Source organism: Actinomadura sp. KC216 (assembly GCF_004348535.1).
In the GTDB taxonomy this organism is placed as follows: Bacteria; Actinomycetota; Actinomycetes; order Streptosporangiales; family Streptosporangiaceae; genus Spirillospora.
On record NZ_SMJX01000599.1, the window covers coordinates 1 to 1,794 of the forward strand.

A 1,794-nucleotide genomic window follows, 5' to 3' on the forward strand; every position below is an offset into this window, starting at 1 on the left:
ACGTAAGCTGCGCCTAGGGGCCGTAGAGGCTCCGAAGTCAAGGGTGGGACGGAGTCCCATCGCGAAGCGACGCGAAGCGCCCTTGACTTTGGAGGGGCGGCCCCGTACGCAGCGCCACCTCACCCCGAACCTAGAACATTAGAACCACAACAACAGAACCCAAAACCCAGAAAATGGAACGGCAGCCCGCCAGCCCATGGCCAACGGGCCCACCCCGGGGTGACTCAAGGTGGGCCCGTGGCGGCTATGGAGTAGGTCGGATGTTCTGGTTGATGTGGAAAATGTTCTCCGGGTCGTAGTGATTCTTAATGGCGACCAGGCGGGCGTAGTTGCCACGATAGGACGCCCGGACACGCTCCTGCCCCTCGCTCATCATGAAGTTGATATAGGCGCCTCCGGCGGACGTGGGGTGCAGTGCCTCCCAATAGTCCTGGGCCCATTTCGTGATGAGGACGGAATTGGCCGGGTCAGGGTCGACGCCGACGATGACCCCGGCCCAGCCGCCGTCGCGGTAGGCGAAGGCGGTGGCGTCGGCGGGGACGCGGGCGGCGGCCCCGTCGATGGGATAGAGGTGCATGGTGGAGTGGCCGGTCGGCAATTGTTCGCCGTACTTGCAGTGGATATCGATGGCGGTGTCGGATATCTCGTTGAAGAAGTCCGCCTTCCAGTACCACTGCAGACCGGCCGGGTAGAGGCCGTCGAACGCGCTCTGCAGGACGTTGAACGGCATCTCGTGCAGGCCCTCCAGCAGCGGCGCCCCGAACGTCTTGACCGGTTCGAGCACCTCGTCGGCCTTGTCGTGCGGTCCGGTGTAGCACCAGACGATCCCGCAGACCTTGCGGCCCCAGAGCGGCTCGGGGAACGGCGGCGCCGGAGGGACGGTCATGATCCCGAGCCAGCCGCTCAGCTCCTCCGGCAGCGAGGGCAGCAGTTCCCGGTACCAGCGCATCACGTCGGCGGTGTCGGCGAGGTCGTACAGCACCGGGCCGCCGATGATGGTGCCGCGCTCACCGATGTCGTGGCAGCGGAAAGTGAACGAGGTGACGACGCCGTAGTTGCCGCCGCCGCCGCGCAGCGCCCAGAACAGGTCGCTGTGGGACGTCTCGCTCGCCTTCACGAACGTCCCGTCGGCCAGAACGACGTCGGCGGAGATCAGGTTGTCGACGGTAAGGCCGAACCGGCGGGACAGGTAACCGATCCCGCCGCCCAGCGTCAGCCCCCCGACGCCGGTGGACGCGAGGAAGCCGGACGGCGTGGCCATACCGAATCCGACGGTCGCGTGGTCGACGTCCTGCCAGGTGCATCCGGCGTCGACGCGGACGGTACGCGCGGCGGGGTCCACCGTGGTGCCGCGCAGCAGTGACAGGTCGATGACCAGCGCGCCGTCCCACACCCCGAGTCCGCCGGCGTTGTGCCCGCCGCCCCTGATGGCGAGCTCGACGCCGTTCGCGCGGCCGAACCGGACGCAGGAGATGACGTCGACGACGTCCCGGCAGCGGGCGATGGCGGCCGGACGCCTGTCGATCATCGCGTTGTAGACGGCGCGGGCGGTGTCGTACCCGGGATCCCCGGGTCTGATCAGGTCGCCGTGCAGGACGCCGGCGAGTTCGTCGTACGAGGTTTGTTCTGTTGCCGTGCTCATGGGGCTCCCCCTTGGATACGTGCTCGATAGGAGCGACGTTAGGAAGCGGGGCGTTCGCGAAGCGTTCGCCCGAATACGGCAGTTTCAGTCAGAAGGCGGAACGCCGGGCCCAAGGCCCCGAACGCCAGGCCCAAACCCCCGAACCCCAGGCC

The 1,794-nt window shown here is 67.4% G+C and carries 1 protein-coding gene; it reads right to left on the minus strand.

What is annotated here, in order from left to right; translation table 11 throughout:
• Positions 1 to 244 precede the first annotated feature (244 nt).
• Positions 245 to 1,642, minus strand: a complete 1,398-nt coding sequence (locus tag E1264_RS42365; RefSeq protein WP_132183195.1) for an FAD-binding oxidoreductase — start codon at positions 1,640 to 1,642, stop codon at positions 245 to 247.
• Between the last annotated feature and the right edge of the window lie 152 nt (positions 1,643 to 1,794).

Bases quoted from the DNA above. Each gene is read 5' to 3' on its own strand.
- E1264_RS42365 (WP_132183195.1), bottom strand. From the start codon at position 1,642: ATGAGCACGGCAACAGAACAAACCTCGTACGACGAACTCGCCGGCGTC.